The following is a 17611-nucleotide window of genomic DNA, read 5'->3' as shown; positions in this document are numbered from 1 at the left end:
GTACCTCATTACGAGGTACCTCTTCTTATTTTAAAATATTTGCAATATATGTTTGAAGTTCTTCTACTTTCACTTCTTCAGACTCGCCTGTAGCACGTACTTTCACTTCTACAATACCTTCGTCTGCTTTTTTACCAACTGTCACGCGAACTGGAAGGCCGAATAAATCTGCATCTGCAAATTTAACACCTGCACGTTCTGCACGATCATCTAGTAATACTTCGTACCCTTGCTCTTGTAATGAGTTGTAGATGTTTTCACCCATTTCACGTTGCGCATCAGATTTCATATTTACTGGAATTACATGCACATGGAACGGTGCAACAGCTTTTGGCCAAACTAAACCGTTCTCATCATTAAACTGCTCTGCGATTGCTGCAACTGTACGAGATACACCGATACCGTAACAACCCATAATAAGTGGTTGTGTTTTTCCGTTTTCATCTAGGAATGTTGCGTTCATTGCTTCACTATAACGAGTTCCTAATTTGAATACATGGCCAACTTCAATTCCGCGTGCGAAAAGAATTGTTCCATTTCCATCTGGAGACTGGTCTCCTTCTTGAATGAAGCGTAAATCTGTATATTGACTTACTTTAAAGTCACGTTCTGGATTTACATTTACATAATGGAACCCTTCTTCGTTCGCTCCTGAACATCCGTTAACAATTGATGCTACAGCATGGTCTGCGATAATTTCGATATCACCTGTTACACCAATCGGTCCTAAAGAACCAACTTCACAGTTTAATAACTCTTTCACTTCTTCATGAGAAGCAAGCTCAACAACTGAAGCGCCGTATACATTTTTCACTTTTACATCGTTTACTTCATGATCACCACGAACAAGTACAACTACTAATTTCTCATCTACTTTAAATACCATAGACTTAATGCACTTGTCAGCTTCAATGTTTAAGAATGCAGATACTTCTTCAATTGCTTTTTGATCTGGTGTTGCTACTTTTTCAAGTGCCTTTTCTGCTTCATCACTCTTCGTATACGTAGCTACCACAGGAGCCATTTCGATGTTTGCTGCATAATTAGATGTATCAGAGTATGCAATTGTATCTTCACCAACTTCAGATAATACCATAAATTCATGCGTATCTTTTCCGCCCATTGCTCCAGAGTCAGCAATAACTGCACGGAAATTCAAGCCACAACGAGCAAAAATGTTAGAGTATGCTTTGTATAAGCGATCGTATACTTCATCTAAACTCTCTTGTGTAGCATGGAAAGAGTATGCATCTTTCATTAGAAACTCTCTTCCACGTAATAAACCGAAACGAGGTCTTTGTTCATCACGGAATTTCGTTTGAATTTGGTACAATGTTAACGGTAATTTTTTATATGATTTCACTTCATCACGTACAAGATCCGTAATTACTTCTTCATGTGTCGCTCCTAATGCGAATTCACGAGCGTTACGATCTTTCATACGCATTAATTCAGATCCGTAAGAATACCAACGGCCTGATTCTTGCCATAATTCTGCAGCTTGCATCGCTGGCATTAATAATTCTACAGCTCCTGCGCGCTCCATTTCTTCTCGAACGATACGTTCTACTTTGTGTAGTACTTTTAATCCAAATGGTAGAAAACTATAAATACCAGAAGCATTTTGACGCATAAAACCTGCACGAAGTAATAACTGATGACTCTTAATCTCCGCATCAGCTGGAACTTCACGTAATGTAGGACTGAATACCATACTTTGTTTCATTTATTCGCACCTCTTCATTTTACTCTTACACGCAGTAAAACCCCTCACCTCGAGTTAGGTGAGGGATTTTATTCTACGAGCTCTATTTCATTATAAGTTTCACTTTATTTTACAAGAAAAACTTACGAATGTCATTCCAAGTTACAACTAACATAAGTAACATTAATAATGCAAAACCAATAAAGTGAACCATTCCTTCTTTTTGGCGGTCAATTGGTTTCCCTCGTAACGCTTCAATTAAGAAGAAGAACAAACGTCCACCGTCTAAAGCAGGGACTGGTAGTAAATTAAATAAACCAAGGTTAATACTTAAAACTGCTGCTAAACTTAATACACGCGTAAATCCATAATCTACGACTTGATCTGTTAGATTATAAATTCCTACTGGACCTGACAACTCATTAATAGAGAATTGACCAGTTACTAATTTCACAAGTGAATCAAAAATTAGTTTTGTCCATTGGTATGTTTGTTCAAATCCTGATTTAATAGAACCCATTACTGTTTTCTCTACTGGAGAGTAAACACCAATTCTACCTACTTCGTCTTTTCCTTCTTTATCGAGTGTTGGCGTTACTTTTACATTAAACTGTTCATTATCACGCTTTACTTGTAACGTAATTTCTTTATTTGGGTTTTCACGTACAATGGTAACAACATCTTTCCATGTACTTGTGTTTTTCCCATCGATTGCTTGAATTGTATCATTTTCTTTTAATCCGGCTTGCTCGGCTGCACTATTCTCCATTACTTTTCCGACCATTGGCTTGTCAACAGGAACACCTTGTACAAATCCAAGAATCACAAAAATAACAAATGCTAAAATGAAGTTCATTGCAGGACCTGCAAAGATTGTTAAGGCACGTTGACCCAATTTCTTGGAGCCGAATTGCCTATTATACGGAGCAATTTGTATTTCTTCACCAGCAGTAATAATACGAGCCTTTTCATTCACTCGGAATGTTTGAAGCTCTTCCTCGTACTCTTCATAGCCCGAAATTGTTAAATTATGCTCTAAATCAGCTTGTTCGACTTCAATGACACGAACATTTGGATACTTTTCATATCCATCAAAAACTAATTTCGCAACTTCGTCTTTTTCATTTAATACAAGGCCAACCTTTTTTCCAGGCTTTAACTCAACTGTGTCTGCATCCTCGCCAGCCATTCTTACATAGCCACCAAGGGGCAGTAATCGAATCGTATACACCGTTTCATTCTTTTCAAATGAGAATATTTTCGGACCAAAACCAATCGCAAACTCACGGCATAAAATACCTGCTCTTTTTGCGAAATATAGATGCCCTAGCTCATGGAAAAATACGAGTGCACCGAAAATTAATATAAAGGCAATCGCTGTATTCAATTCCATACCACCTTTGCTAAATTTGTTCCATCACAAACCGTCTTGTGGTTGCATCAATTTCCAGAATTTCCTCTAAGCTCGGACGTGCAATGACATTGTGATGGTTCATTGCTTTTTCAATGAGGTCTTCCACTGTTAAGAAACCAATTCTCTTTTGTAAAAATGCTTCAACAGCTACTTCATTCGCTGCATTCATTACAGCTGGCATACTTCCACCTGTTTTTCCAGCTTCATACGCAAAACGCAAACAACGGAAACGTTCTTGGTTCATTTTCTCAAAATGCAATGTTCCCATTTCCCATAAATTTAACTGCTTTGTGTCTGAAAGAGGTAATCGATCAGGATATGTAAGTGCGTATTGAATTGGTACTCGCATATCAGGTGAGCCAAGCTGTGCCATCACACTACGATCTTCAAATTCAACCATAGAATGAATAATACTTTCTTTATGTAAAACAACATCGATTTGCTCATAAGGGATACCAAAAAGCCAATGTGCTTCAATTACTTCTAGCCCCTTATTCATCATTGTAGCAGAATCAATTGTAATTTTCGAACCCATTGACCAGTTTGGATGTCGAAGCGCATCTTCTACGGTCACATGATGCAATTCATCTCTCGTTTTATCACGGAAACTTCCACCAGAAGCCGTAATAATTAGTCGAGAAATTCTTTTTTCATTTTCACCATTCAAGCATTGAAAAATAGCTGAATGTTCACTGTCTACTGGAAGTAACGAAACATTATGTTTTCGTGCTGCTTCCATTACAAGATGCCCTGCGGTTACTAACGTTTCTTTGTTTGCAATTCCGATTGTTTTTTTCGCCTCAATTGCACGAAGTGTTGGTAACAACCCTACGCTACCTACAACAGCATTTACTACAATCTCTGCATCTGGATGTAATGCTACTTCTAAAAGCCCTTCACTACCATATACAATTTTTGTATTACCAGAGACAGCTTGTAATTTTAAAACATCTTCCTCTCTTTGCACAGAGACAATTTGCGGAGAAAATTCTTGAATGACCTTTACTGCGTAGTCAATATTTTTCCCTACAGAAAAAGCAACGAGACGGAATTGGTCTGGGTGCGAGCGTAATACATCTAAAGTTTGTGTACCAATTGATCCGCTTGCACCTAATAAACTAATGTTTTTCATGACTCCAACCCCTCGTTCATTTATTAATTGTATTGTAATAAGAAGTAGAGAATTGGTAAAACAAATAACCAACTATCTGTTCGATCTAATATACCACCATGTCCAGGTAAAATTGTACCTGAATCTTTTACGCCATAATGACGTTTAAATGCAGATTGTACTAAATCACCAATTTGTCCAAAAATAGAAATGATAATTGTCAACACAATTAAAATCCCTACATTAGCCTCAACTGGGAAGAACATATTGTAAACAAGTGCCACAACAATCCCACAAACGATGCCGCCTAATGAACCTTCAATCGTTTTATTCGGACTAATTTCTGGCCATAATTTTCTTTTTCCTAATGCTTTCCCTACGAAATATGCGCCTGAATCGGTAGCCCATATAACAAATAATGCGCAAAACACATATTTAATTCCTAAAATTCTCGTTTCATTCAAATATAAGAATCCCATTGCAACATATGTTGTTGCCATTAGTAAAAAGGAAGCATGGTCAAAAGTAAATGTATTCTTAGAAAGGACTGTATATGATAAAAGTAATAAAACAATCACAAATGTGATTTCTAATTTACCTAATCCAATCCAAGTAAACAGTTCTGATGCACTACTTGGAATTAAAATAACCCATAATAATACTGCAGCTAAAACTGTTGGTATTGAAATAAGCGTAAGCTTATTCATACGAATTAATTCATATAAACCTATAGAAGCAAGTGCATACACTAAAACCGTAAAAGGCACGCCACCGTAAATTACGATGGGAATGAATAGCGCGGCAGCAACCACTCCAGTAATAATTCTCTGTTTCACTACCAAACCCTCTCTTTCTACACGCCTCCGAATCTGCGCCCTCTATGTTGAAAGTCTGTAATCGCATTTAGCAAATGTTCCTCGGTAAAATCTGGCCAATACACATCTGTAAACCAAAACTCCGAATATGCAATTTGCCATAACATGAAATTACTAATACGTAGCTCTCCGCTCGTACGAATTAACAACTCTGGATCAGGTAAAGAACTCGTCATTAAGTAGGAAGAAAGCATTTCTTCACTTACATCTTCAACACGAATTTTTCCTTCCTCACTATCTTTCACCATATGTTGCACAGCAGAAACGATCTCATCTCGACTTCCATAGTTTAACGCGAAATTAAGAATTAATCCCGTATTCTCTTTCGTATCTTCCATGGCCTTTTCCATCGCTCTGCGTGTATGCGTAGGAAGACGATCTTGTTGTCCTATCACTCGGACTTGTACGTTCTCTTCAATCAATTCTGGTAAAAATGTACCTAGAAATTCTTCTGGAAGCCTCATTAAATAGTCAACTTCCTTTTTCGGTCTTTTCCAGTTCTCAGTTGAAAAAGCATAAAGAGTTAACACTTTCACATTAAGTTTGCTTGCAAATTTTGTGATTTTCTTTACAACTTGCATGCCTTCATGATGTCCCGCAATACGAGGCATCGCTCTCCTCTTTGCCCATCTTCCATTACCATCCATAATGATGGCAATATGTTCTGGGATGTATCCTTTTTTCACTTTTTCAACGAGATGATCAAACGATGCGACCTTTTTACTTTTAAAAAAAGGAAAGTTTTTAAACATCATTCATACCCTCCAGCAAGCAGACGTATGCCTAAAAGTGTAAAAAGACCCCCTTAAGAAGAGGGTCATATTTGCGAAGGTATCGCTATTACACTTCCATGATTTCTTTTTCTTTGTTTTTTGCGATTTCGTCAACTTTTGCAATATATTTATCTGTTTCTTTTTGGATATCTTCAGTATATCCTCTTAAATCATCTTCTGTAATATCGCCAGCTTTTTCAAGCTTCTTAAGATCATCGTTACTGTCACGACGTACGTTACGAACAGCAACTTTTGCTTCTTCAGCATATTTTTTCACAACTTTTACAAGATCGCGACGACGCTCTTCTGTTAATGCAGGGAATGCAATACGAATTACAGTTCCATCATTAGAAGGATTTAAGCCTAAATCTGCTTTTAAGATTGCTTTTTCAATATCACCGATAGAAGTTTTATCATAAGGTTGAATTACAAGTAAACGTGCTTCTGGAACTGTAATGTTCGCTAATTGCACAACAGGTGTTGGTGCACCATAGTAATCAACTTGTACCTTATCTAATACAGACGAGCTTGCACGACCTGCGCGAACTGTTGCCAATTCACGAGAGTAAGCAGCAACTGCTTTTTCCATTTTTTCATTTGAAGACTTCAATACTTGTTGTCCCATATTTATTTCCCCCTTACAACTGTTCCGATATTTTCGCCTAAAACGGCACGTTTAATGTTACCTTTTTCCATAACCGAGAATACAATTAATGGAATATCATTGTCCATACATAAAGAAGAAGCTGTTGAATCCATTACACCTAAACCTTCTTTTAATACATCTAAGTAAGTAAGTGTTTCGTATTTCGTAGCTGTTGGGTCAAGAGATGGATCTGCATTATATACGCCATCTACATTGTTTTTCGCCATTAAGATAACGTCTGCTTCGATTTCCGCTGCACGTAGTGCTGCCGTTGTATCTGTAGAGAAATATGGGTTACCTGTACCTGCTGCAAAGATCACAACACGTTTTTTCTCTAGATGACGAATTGCTTTACGACGAATGTAAGGCTCTGCTACTTGACGCATTTCGATTGAAGTTTGAACACGAGTTTGAATTCCAATGTTCTCTAGGCTATCTTGAAGAGCTAATGAGTTCATAACTGTTGCTAACATACCCATGTAATCTGCTCCAGCACGATCCATTCCCATTTCACTTCCGATTTTTCCACGCCAAATGTTTCCGCCACCAACAACAACAGCAACCTCTACATCAAGTTCTGCAATTTCTTTCACTTGTTCCGCAACTGATTTAATAACAGACGGGTTAATTCCAAATCCTTGTTCGCCAGCTAACGCTTCTCCGCTTAGCTTTAATACGACACGATTATATTTCGGTTTACTCATAATGAACCTCCAATTGCTTACATCTTTATTTTAAAAAAGGGAACACAATGTGTTCCCTAATCTTTATTAGTTGCTACCTTTTACTTGGTTCATTACTTCTTCAGCAAAGTTGTCTTCGCGTTTTTCGATACCTTCACCAACAGCGTAGCGAACGAATCCTTTTAATGTTCCGCCTTTAGACTCAACGAACTGACGAACTTTCATATCAGGGTTTTTAACGAATGCTTGGTCAAGTAAGCAAATTTCTTCGAAGAATTTGCCTAGACGGCCTTCAACCATTTTTGCAACGATTTTTTCAGGCTTGCCTTCGTTTAAAGCTTGTTGTGTCAATACTTGACGCTCATGCTCAACTTCTTCAGCTGTTACAGCATCGCGGTCGATGTATTTAGGGTTAACTGCTGCGATGTGCATTGCTACATCTTTAGCAGCAGCTTCGTCAGTAGAACCTTCAAGAACTGTTAATACACCAATACGTCCACCCATGTGTAGGTAAGCGCCGAATGCATCAGCATCAGTTTTTGATACGATTTCGAAACGACGAAGTGTAAGTTTTTCACCAATTTTAGCGATTGCTTCGTTGATGTGCTCTTCTACTGTTTTGCCGCCTTCAATTGTTTGAGCCATAGCTTCTTCAATGTTAGCTGGTTTGTTAGTTAATAAGTGTGCAGCTAATTCTTTAATTAATGCTTGGAAACCTTCGTTTTTCGCAACGAAATCAGTTTCAGAGTTTAATTCTAAGATTAAACCTTCGTTACCGTTTGTTTCGATGAAAGTTAAGCCTTCAGCAGCGATGCGGTCTGCTTTTTTAGCAGCTTTTGCAATACCTTTTTCACGTAAGAAGTCAATTGCTTTCTCCATGTCGCCATTAGTCTCAGTTAAAGCTTTTTTGCAGTCCATCATACCTGCGCCTGTTTTTTCACGAAGTTCTTTTACCATTTGTGCAGTGATTGCCATATTTTTCATCCTCCTAAAATATGTATTTATACCTTTTATAAAGGTGTTTATACCTTAAAAAAGGTGATAAAAGGCCGAACCCCTTATCACCTTTCCAAATTTGTTACGCAGTAACAGTTTCTTCACCTTGTTTTGCTTCAAGGATCGCGTCTGCCATTTTAGATGTAAGAAGTTTTACAGCACGAATTGCATCATCGTTTGCTGGGATAACGTGATCGATTTCGTCTGGATCACAGTTTGTATCAACGATACCGATGATTGGAATGTGTAATTTGCGTGCTTCAGCAACTGCAATACGCTCTTTACGAGGGTCTACTATGAATAATGCACTTGGAAGACCTTTCATATCTTTAATACCGCCTAAGAATTTCTCAAGACGCTCTAACTCTTTTTTAAGTTGAACAACTTCTTTCTTAGGAAGTACTTCGAAAGTACCATCTTCTTGCATTCTTTCGATGTCTTTAAGACGCTTGATACGCTTTTGGATTGTTTGGAAGTTTGTTAAAGTTCCACCTAACCAACGTTGGTTAACGAAGTACATACCAGCACGAGTTGCTTCTTCTTTAATAGCTTCTTGTGCTTGTTTTTTAGTACCTACGAATAAAATGTCTCCACCTTCAGCAGCGATGTCGCGCATCGTTCTGTAAGCTTCCTCAACTTTTTTCACAGTTTTTTGTAAGTCGATGATGTAGATACCGTTACGCTCTGTGAAAATGTAACGCTTCATTTTTGGGTTCCAACGACGAGTTTGATGTCCGAAATGAACACCAGCTTCAAGCAATTGCTTCATAGAAATTACTGACATAATATAGTTCCTCCTAAATGGTTTTTGATATCCTCCGTTTACTTCATCTCTAAGCGAAACTACAAACGTAGCACCAACACTTAAATCAGCAAACGTGTGTACTTTGTACTGACACCACTGTTTACTATATCATACTGAAATATTACAATCAAGTCGAAAATGCGAACAATGTAAAACTTTCTTTGTTCACACTCGAATTCTAGTATTACCAACCTGCATTTCTTTTAAGCAAAAAAGTGAAATTCAACTCATAGCTTTTCCAAAGAACACGATTATGACGCTTTTTACAGACACCATTAATCTTTTACACACAAAAAACTCTCCTCAAAAAACGAGGAGAGTTTTATAAATTAGTTTGTTTTTAATTTAGCAAGTTCCTGTAGAAACTTGTCGTTTAGCACTTTAATGTATGTTCCTTTCATACCTAAAGAGCGAGACTCAATAACACCAGCACTTTCTAATTTACGCAGTGCATTTACGATTACAGAGCGAGTAATTCCTACGCGATCAGCAATTTTACTTGCAACAAGTAAACCTTCTGTTCCATTTAATTCTTCGAAGATATGCTCGATTGCTTCTAACTCACTGTAAGATAATGAGCTAATCGCCATTTGAACAACAGCTTTACTACGTGCTTCCTCTTCGATTTCTTCTGCTTTTTCACGTAAGATTTCCATACCTACTACAGTTGAACTGTATTCAGCAAGGATTAAATCATCGTCTAAGAACTCTTGACCAAGACGAGCTAACACTAATGTGCCTAGACGCTCACCACCACCAACGATTGGTACGATTGTAGTTAAACCTTGACCGAATAATTCTCTATTTTCTACTGGGAATGCTGTGTAAGCACTGTTTACATCTAAGTTTGAAGATGTTTCTGTAATGTTGAATAAGCTTTGCGTGTACTCTTCCGGGAATTGACGCTCTGCAAGCATTTGTTTCATACGCTCATTCTCAATTTGTTGGTGAATTGCATAACCTAGTAATTTACCACGACGACTTACTACGAATACGTTCGCTTCAATTACTTCACACATTGTGTCAGACATTTCTCTAAAGTTTACAGGCTTTCCTGCTGCGCTCTGTAATAACGCATTTAATTTTCTTGTTTTTGCTAATAATTCCATTTCAAAAGTTCCTCCTACATGTTACTTACATATTTTTTCATCACTTGGAAACTAGGGCGAGTCACCTGATGACACTATTACAAAATAAACTGGCTCACATCTTTATTTTTAGCAATCGTTGCTAATTTCTCCTCAACGTATTGAGGTGTTATCGTTATTTTCTCTAACGTAATTTCAGATGCTTCAAACGATAAATCTTCAAGGAGTTTCTCCATAATCGTATGAAGTCTTCTTGCTCCAATATTATCTGTATCCTGATTAACTTGATAAGCAATCTCAGCAATCTTACGAATAGCTTCGTCTGAAAATTCAATTTCTATACCTTCAGTCGCTAATAAAGCCATATATTGTTTAATTAACGCATTATCAGGCTCGATTAATATTTTAACAAAATCATCTGTCGATAATTTTGTTAATTCTACTCGAATCGGAAATCTCCCTTGCAGTTCCGGAATTAAATCCGACGGTTTAGACATATGAAACGCTCCAGCTGCAACGAATAAAATATAATCCGTTTTTACTGATCCGTATTTTGTCGCAACATTCGATCCTTCTACAATTGGTAAAATGTCACGTTGCACACCTTCACGTGATACATCTACGCTATTCGACTGCTTACCAGCAATTTTGTCAATTTCATCGATAAAAATAATCCCGAGCTGTTCAGCACGATAAACAGCCTCTTGTGTAACTTCATCCATATCAATTAAACGCTGTGCTTCCTCATTTGTCAAGAGTTTTCTTGCTTCTTTCACAGAAAGTTTACGTTTTTTTGTTTTTTTCGGCATAAAACTTCCTAATGCATCCTGGAAATTCATTCCCATTTGTTCCATACCAGTTCCTTGTAACATATCGAACATGGAAGACTGTTGCTCAGTCACTTCAATCGATACAATTTCATCTTCAAGAAGTCCTGCAGCAAGCTTTCTTTCCACATCTTGACGTTTCTTTTCGATTTCACCATCTTCCTGTGCATCAGATGTTTGATTCGAATTTTGAGCACCACCAAATAGCATTTCTAATGGGTTTTTAAATCCAGATTGTTTCTCCGGACTCGGCACTAAAATTTCAACAAGACGTTGGTTCGCTTGTTCTTCTGCTTTGTCTTGTACTTTAATTACCATTTCTTCTTTCACGATACGAACTGACGTTTCCACAAGGTCACGTACCATCGATTCTACATCTCTACCTACATATCCAACTTCTGTAAATTTAGTAGCTTCAACCTTAATAAAAGGTGCTCCAACGAGTTTCGCCATTCGTCGTGCTACCTCTGTTTTACCAACACCTGTCGGTCCAATCATTAAAATATTTTTAGGCGCAATTTCATCACGTAGATTTTCAGCTAATTTACTTCGACGATATCGATTTCTTAAAGCTACAGCAACCGCTTTCTTCGCATCTTTTTGACCGATAATGTATTGATCTAATTTTTCCACAATTTGACGCGGAGTAAAATGTAAATGCATATAAAATGCCTCCCTTACGATTCTACAATTCTTCCACAATTATATTGTGGTTTGTATAAACACAAATATCGCCAGCAATGTCTAAACTCGCTTTCGCAATTTGCTTCGCTGTTAAATGTTCACTTGCATATTGCTTTAAAGCACGACCTGCAGAAAGCGCATAATTCCCACCAGATCCAATCGCTAAAATCCCATCATCTGGTTCAATCACTTCTCCTGTACCTGAAACAAGAAGCATAGTTGTTTTATCCATGACAATGAGCATCGCTTCTAGCTGACGTAACATTTTGTCGCCACGCCATTGTTTTGCCATCTCAACTGCAGCACGCTGCAAGTTCCCATTGTACTCTTCTAATTTCCCTTCAAACATTTCAAAAAGAGTAAATGCGTCAGCAACGGAACCTGCAAAGCCAGCTAAAACTTTCCCTTGGAAAAGTTTACGGACTTTACGAGCTGTATGTTTCATTACAACTGCATTTCCCATTGTCACCTGACCATCTCCAGCCATTGCACATTCTCCATTATGATGAACTGCAAATATCGTTGTAGCGTGGAAATTTCCCATAGAAAAAACTCCTTTATATGTTTTTATAGCTTTAAAAGCAATTTATGCCCGCGGGTGATGCTTCATGTAGACCGAACGCAATCTTTCTTTAGAGACATGCGTATAAATTTGTGTCGTCGACAAATTCTCATGACCGAGTAGTTCCTGTACAGTACGTAAATCTGCCCCTTCATCTAACATATGTGTAGCAAATGTATGCCTTAACATATGGGGACTTATCCGCATTGTCAGTGAAGCCTTCTTAATGAGTTCGTTTAATACATAGCGTACCCCTCGACTTGTTAGCGGCGTGCCTTTCGCATTTAAAAATACCATATGAGAGTGTTCTTCAGTTTTGTGAGCCAACTGTTTTCTCCCGTTCTCTATATAAGTAATTAAAGCATCTTGCGCATAGCTTCCGAACGGAATATACCTTTGTTTTTTTCCTTTTCCCATTACTAAAATTGTTCCCACCGCGAAGTCAATATCGGTAAGTTGTAAATTGACACATTCACTCACACGGATTCCAGTCGCATACATCAACTCTAATAAAGCTTGATTCCTTTGACCTAGCGGTGTTTCCGTATCAGCAACTTCAAATAATTCCTCTAATTCTTCAGCATATAAAAACTTTGGGATTGACAATTCTTTTTTGGGGAGTGACGCAAGTGCAAACGGATTATCTTTCCGATAACCTTCACGCATCAAAAAACGATATAAACTTCGTAAGCTTGATACTTTTCTTGCGACAGATTTACGGGCTAACTTTTCATCGTGCAATGTCGTTAAGTACAAACGAACATCCGCGTATGTAACATCTAAAAAAGAGGATATTCCTTCTCGCTCCATAAATTGCACAAAATGTTCTAAATCATTTTGATAACTTGCAATTGTATATTTTGAATAATTTCTTTCAATTTGTAAATATCCAACGAATAATTGTAACAATTTCTTCACATTCACACAATTCACCTCAATAAAGGCTACTAAATCGTATCACAACTTAGTAGCCTTTGCAAGAAATTTAACTAAATATTTACAAAATTTTGAATTGTTTCTAAAGCGCGTGTTGCATATGCTTCATTTCGTTCTGCTTTCCTCTTAATTTTCTTCTCTAACGGTGCAAACAAACCGAAGTTTGCATTCATTGGCTGGAAGTTTTTCGCGTTTGTCGCAGTAATATAATTCGCCATACTTCCCATTGCAGTTACAGGCGGTAATACAACCGGCTCTTCACCTTTCACAAGTCGAGCAGCGTTAATACCCGCTAGTAATCCTGATGCCGCCGATTCAACATATCCCTCTACTCCAGTCATTTGGCCAGCGAAGAATAAATCATCACGTTGTTTATATTGATATGTTGGACGAAGCAAGTTAGGTGAATTAATAAACGTATTACGATGCATTACACCATAACGTACAATCTCTGCATTTTCCAGTCCTGGAATCAACTGTAACACTTCTTTTTGTGGTCCCCACTTTAAATGCGTTTGGAAACCTACGATATTGTATAACGTTCCTGCTGCATCATCTTGACGTAACTGAACAACAGCATATGGCGTTTTTCCTGTTTTCGGATCTTCTAATCCAACAGGTTTCATCGGTCCAAATACTAGCGTCTGTCTTCCTCTACTTGCCATAACTTCTACCGGCATACAACCTTCAAAGAAAATTTCTTTTTCAAATTCTTTTAAAGGTACTGTTTCAGCAGCAATTAATGCCTCGTAAAAACGGTCAAATTCCTCTTCCGTCATTGGGCAGTTTAAATATGCAGCTTCCCCTTTATCGTAACGAGACTTTAAATATACTTTATTCATATCAATGCTATCTTTCTCAACAATCGGTGCTGCAGCATCATAGAAATAAAAATAATCTTCACCTGTTAATTCTTTTAATTGTGCAGCAAGATCAGGAGACGTAAGTGGACCTGTCGCGATAACAGTAGGCCCTTCTGGAATTTCAGTAATTTCTTCATTCATCACAGTTACGTTCGGATGGTTTTTCACATACTCTGTTACCTTTGCCGCAAATTCATGACGATCTACAGCTAAAGCTCCTCCTGCTGGTACAGAGCACTCATCAGCTGCACGAATAATAACAGAGTCCATTAAACGCATTTCTTCTTTAATAACACCAACAGCGTTTGTTAATGTGTTTGCGCGAAGCGAGTTACTGCATACTAACTCTGCAAATTTATCTGTGTGATGAGCTGGCGTTTGCCTTACTGGTCTCATTTCATATAATTTCACTTGGACACCACGTTTTGCAATTTGGTAAGCTGCTTCACTTCCTGCAAGACCTGCGCCAATGACGTTTACTACTTGTGTTGTCATATTTATCACCTTTCCTTTTCTTCCCGAAAAAAATGTGAGCAGTTACGCTCACATTTGTTGTTCTTCTTCATAATCACACGAAATACATTGTACTTGCACGCCTTTTTTCAACTTCTTCTCTACAAGCATACCTTCGCACTTCGGACATTTACGACCAATTGGTTTATCCCAAGATACAAAGTCACACTCTGGATACGTACCGCATCCATAGAAAAGACGTTTCTTTTTATTACTACGGCGTTCAATAATTTGACCTTTATCACACTTCGGACAAGTAACACCGATTTCTTTCACAATCGGTTTTGTATTACGACAATCTGGGAAATTCGAACAAGCCATAAATTTCCCGTATTTACCCATTTTAAAGACCATTGGGTGATCACACAATTCACAGTCTTCCCCAGCTGGTTCATCTTTAATTTCCACTTCACGCATTTCTTTTTCCGCTTTTTCTAAACGCGGTTCAAAGCCTACGTAGAAATCATCAACAATTTTTACCCAATTCGCATTTCCTTCTTCTACTTCATCAAGACTTTGCTCCATGTTAGCAGTAAATTCAATGTTAATAATTTCTGGGAAAAACTCTAAAATAAGTTCAATTACTATTTCACCAAGTTCAGTTGGAACGAAGCGTTTATTATCCAAACCTACGTATCCACGTTTTTGAATCGTTTCAAGTGTCGGTACGTAAGTCGACGGTCTTCCAATTCCAAGCTCTTCAAGTGTTCTTACTAGACGAGCCTCTGTATAGCGCGGCGGAGGTTGTGTAAAGTGTTGCTTCGGTTCTAAATCCTTCGAAAATACCGTTTCCCCTACTTCTAAAGGTGGCAACATTTTATCCTTTTCTTCAGCCCCGTCATCTTTCGACTCTACATACACTTTCATAAATCCTGGAAACTTTACAACCGATCCACTTGCACGGAACTGAACATTGTTATTAATGAGTCTAGCTGTCACAGTATCCATTATAGCAGACGCCATTTGACTTGCAACAAATCGCTCCCAAATCAGTTTATACAACCGAAGTTGATCACGACTTAAGAAACTCTTTAGTTCCTCTGGCCTTCTCATTACCGAAGTAGGACGAATTGCCTCATGCGCATCTTGCGCGTTCGACTTTTTCGTTTCTTTCTTCTTTTCTGTCCCTATGTATTCCGCACCAAACGCCTCAGTAATGTATGTACGCGCCTCTGTTTGAGCTGTTTCTGAGATACGTGTTGAGTCAGTTCTCATATACGTAATAAGACCTACAGTCCCTTGCTTTCCAAGATCTATCCCTTCATACAATTGCTGCGCGAGCATCATTGTTTTCTTTGCTCGCATGTTTAACTTACGAGCTGCCTCTTGTTGCAAGGAAGATGTTGTAAACGGTAATGCAGGATTACGTTTTCGCTCTTTTCGCGTTACATTTTCAACTGAAAACGCATTATCTTTCATCTGTTCAATTATTTCATTCACTTGCGTTTCATTCGTTAATTGAACTTTTTCACCATCTACACCGTAAAAATTTGCTTCAAATGTGTCTTTCCCTTTCACAAATTCTGTCTTAATTGTCCAGAATTCTTCAGGCTCAAAGATTTGAATTTCTTTTTCACGTTCGATAATTAAACGAACTGCTACAGATTGTACGCGTCCTGCACTTAATCCTTTTTTTACTTTCTTCCATAATAAAGGACTAATATTGTAACCAACAAGACGATCTAGTATACGCCTTGCTTGCTGTGCATCTACTAAATCCATATTAATCGCACGAGGATGTTTAAATGATTCTTTTATTGCATCTTTTGTAATCTCATTAAACACAACTCGGCAATCTGATTCAACGTCCACATTTAACGTATTAGCTAAATGCCAAGCAATCGCTTCCCCTTCGCGGTCTGGATCGGCCGCGAGATAGACTTTCTTTGCTTTTTTGGCCGCTGATTTTAAATCTTTTAAGACGGGACCTTTACCACGAATGGTAATATACTTCGGGGTGAAGTTGTTCTTTACTTCTATCCCCATTTGGCTTTTAGGTAAATCGCGAACGTGTCCCATAGACGCGACAACTTTGTATTTTTTCCCTAAATATTTCTCAATGGTCTTCGCCTTAGAAGGCGACTCCACGATTACGAGGTAATCTGACATGCTAGTGCCTCCTTAAGAGGTGGATTCAAGTCTTCATCAATCTTATTGATTTCTCTTGTTTTTGTCAATCAAGAATGAATATACCATACAGTGCCTATCTACCATTTGTCAATAATTGTTTAATAAAAACATAAAAATATAAAGTTAATTTAAAACTTCTTCCAAGATATCTTCTGCATTTCTTACTAGTTTTGCTCCTTGTTGAATCAGATGATTCGTTCCTGATGCACTATCTATAAATATAGGTCCAGGAAGTGCAAATACCTCTCTATTTTGCTCTAAAGCAAGGTCCGCAGTAATAAGTGTTCCACTTCTTGATTTCGCTTCTACAACTAAAACACCCTTACTTATACCACTAATAATCCGGTTCCTTTTTGGAAAATACCATTTTTTCGGTGCATAGTGCGGCGGATACTCTGTTAATAACAATATATATTCATTCCACGTTTCATATAAATGTCTATTCTCTTTTGGATACATATACGATAATCCATGTCCTAGTATTGCAATAGTCGGGCAATGCCGTCTTACTGTAATTTCATGAGACATTGTATCTATCCCTCTTGCAAACCCACTGACAATAAGCCATTCCCTTTCTAATAATGGGTGTAAAATAAATTTTAAACTCTCATGTCCATATAAAGTCGGTTCTCTCGTTCCAATAACCGCTAATTTATTAGCTTTACTGAGAAAACACTTCTCTCCTTTTCCATATAATACAAATGGGGGATCCTGTATTTCACGTAATAATTGTGGATAATCTTCGTCCCATATAGTCATATAGAAGATTCGATTTTTCTCTAAATAAGATATATATTGCGGGAGATTTGAACTTTGAAGAAAATTTACTAATTCTAAAGATTTTTTCAAGGATATTCCAGTGTAGTATTCCAATTGTTTTGTATTAAAAGTGTATATTCCCTTCAATTCAGGATCGACATATAGTAGTCTTTCCATTGCCTTCCAATGATCTGCTAAAAAATAATGAAGATGTAATAATCGTTCTCTTTTCATCTTAATT

16 protein-coding genes are annotated in these 17611 nt (G+C 37.7%); all 16 read right to left on the bottom strand.

Translation table 11 applies throughout. The annotated features are described in order from the left end of the window. Positions 1-25 precede the first annotated feature (25 nt). On the bottom strand, positions 26-1726 hold the full coding sequence (locus ACSG5Z_RS13530) for a proline--tRNA ligase (RefSeq protein WP_046956487.1): 1701 nt from the start codon (positions 1724-1726) through the stop codon (positions 26-28). Positions 1727-1835: 109 nt separating this feature from the next. Next, entirely contained in the window at positions 1836-3092 is a 1257-nt protein-coding gene (gene rseP, locus ACSG5Z_RS13525) for an RIP metalloprotease RseP (RefSeq protein WP_001090238.1), read from the bottom strand. A gap of 16 nt (positions 3093-3108) precedes the next feature. Next, the gene (gene dxr, locus ACSG5Z_RS13520; protein WP_000790363.1) at positions 3109-4251 is read right to left on the bottom strand and encodes a 1-deoxy-D-xylulose-5-phosphate reductoisomerase; all 1143 of its coding nucleotides are present in this window, start codon (positions 4249-4251) and stop codon (positions 3109-3111) included. 23 nt (positions 4252-4274) lie between these two features. Continuing rightward, entirely contained in the window at positions 4275-5066 is a 792-nt protein-coding gene (gene cdsA / locus ACSG5Z_RS13515; protein ID WP_048545995.1) for a phosphatidate cytidylyltransferase, read from the bottom strand. Between the two features lie 17 nt (positions 5067-5083). Continuing rightward, entirely contained in the window at positions 5084-5860 is a 777-nt protein-coding gene (uppS, locus tag ACSG5Z_RS13510) for an undecaprenyl pyrophosphate synthase (protein WP_000971311.1), read from the bottom strand. Between the two features lie 85 nt (positions 5861-5945). Then, positions 5946-6503 carry a ribosome recycling factor gene (gene frr / locus ACSG5Z_RS13505; RefSeq protein ID WP_000531506.1) on the bottom strand — a complete coding sequence of 186 codons (558 nt, stop codon included), beginning with the start codon at positions 6501-6503 and terminating at the stop codon, positions 5946-5948. A gap of 2 nt (positions 6504-6505) precedes the next feature. Next, on the bottom strand, positions 6506-7228 hold the full coding sequence (gene pyrH / locus ACSG5Z_RS13500; protein ID WP_000042666.1) for a UMP kinase: 723 nt from the start codon (positions 7226-7228) through the stop codon (positions 6506-6508). Positions 7229-7294: 66 nt separating this feature from the next. Continuing rightward, positions 7295-8182: a translation elongation factor Ts gene (tsf, locus tag ACSG5Z_RS13495; protein WP_048545999.1), complete on the bottom strand. Its 888-nt coding sequence runs from the start codon at positions 8180-8182 to the stop codon at positions 7295-7297. 103 nt (positions 8183-8285) lie between these two features. Then, entirely contained in the window at positions 8286-8987 is a 702-nt protein-coding gene (gene rpsB, locus ACSG5Z_RS13490) for a 30S ribosomal protein S2 (RefSeq protein ID WP_048546000.1), read from the bottom strand. A 350-nt stretch (positions 8988-9337) separates the two neighbouring features. Beyond that, positions 9338-10117 carry a GTP-sensing pleiotropic transcriptional regulator CodY gene (gene codY / locus ACSG5Z_RS13485; RefSeq protein WP_000421290.1) on the bottom strand — a complete coding sequence of 260 codons (780 nt, stop codon included), beginning with the start codon at positions 10115-10117 and terminating at the stop codon, positions 9338-9340. A gap of 77 nt (positions 10118-10194) precedes the next feature. Continuing rightward, on the bottom strand, positions 10195-11586 hold the full coding sequence (gene hslU / locus ACSG5Z_RS13480) for an ATP-dependent protease ATPase subunit HslU (RefSeq protein ID WP_060488429.1): 1392 nt from the start codon (positions 11584-11586) through the stop codon (positions 10195-10197). Between the two features lie 22 nt (positions 11587-11608). After that, complete coding sequence (gene hslV / locus ACSG5Z_RS13475; RefSeq protein WP_000526271.1) at positions 11609-12151, bottom strand: ATP-dependent protease proteolytic subunit HslV; 543 nt, start codon at positions 12149-12151, stop codon at positions 11609-11611. Between the two features lie 42 nt (positions 12152-12193). After that, complete coding sequence (gene xerC / locus ACSG5Z_RS13470) at positions 12194-13093, bottom strand: tyrosine recombinase XerC (RefSeq protein WP_001101235.1); 900 nt, start codon at positions 13091-13093, stop codon at positions 12194-12196. Between the two features lie 65 nt (positions 13094-13158). Further along, complete coding sequence (trmFO, locus tag ACSG5Z_RS13465; RefSeq protein ID WP_000211996.1) at positions 13159-14463, bottom strand: FADH(2)-oxidizing methylenetetrahydrofolate--tRNA-(uracil(54)-C(5))-methyltransferase TrmFO; 1305 nt, start codon at positions 14461-14463, stop codon at positions 13159-13161. A 48-nt stretch (positions 14464-14511) separates the two neighbouring features. Further along, on the bottom strand, positions 14512-16590 hold the full coding sequence (gene topA / locus ACSG5Z_RS13460) for a type I DNA topoisomerase (protein ID WP_435711540.1): 2079 nt from the start codon (positions 16588-16590) through the stop codon (positions 14512-14514). A gap of 144 nt (positions 16591-16734) precedes the next feature. After that, complete coding sequence (gene dprA / locus ACSG5Z_RS13455; RefSeq protein WP_435711538.1) at positions 16735-17604, bottom strand: DNA-processing protein DprA; 870 nt, start codon at positions 17602-17604, stop codon at positions 16735-16737. Positions 17605-17611 lie beyond the last annotated feature (7 nt).

It is taken from the genome of Bacillus pretiosus, assembly GCF_051294775.1.
GTDB lineage: Bacteria > Bacillota > Bacilli > Bacillales > Bacillaceae_G > Bacillus_A > Bacillus_A wiedmannii.
The sequence above is the reverse complement of the archived record's forward strand: the minus strand, read 5'-3'. Positions and strand labels throughout refer to the sequence as shown.